General features: G+C 64.0%; 1 protein-coding gene. It reads right to left on the bottom strand.

Annotation, left to right across the window (positions count from 1 at the left end; genetic code table 11):
* Window positions 1-253 (bottom strand): LysR substrate-binding domain-containing protein (locus AC0L20_RS41405; RefSeq protein ID WP_473295896.1); only part of this gene is annotated, 253 nt, incomplete at both ends.

Consider the following 253-nt stretch of genomic DNA (forward strand, 5'->3'; position numbering starts at 1 on the left):
TGGCTTGCAACCACGCCTTGAACGCCAGCATCGCCGGCGTCTCGGCCCTCGACTGCAAGCGTGTCAGCCAGTAACTGCCGGTGGTAATCCCCGCCTCGAATGGCTGGCGGATCACATCACTTTCCAGTTGCCGTGAAAACATCGTCGGCGGCGCAAGGGCCACGCCCACGCCTTGCAGCGCTGCTTCCATCATCGCCAATGACGAATCGAACACGATGCTGCGCGGCACCAGGGTGTCCGCCGGCAGTCCGGC

The sequence above is a fragment of the Bradyrhizobium sp. Kon58 genome, assembly GCF_055807455.1.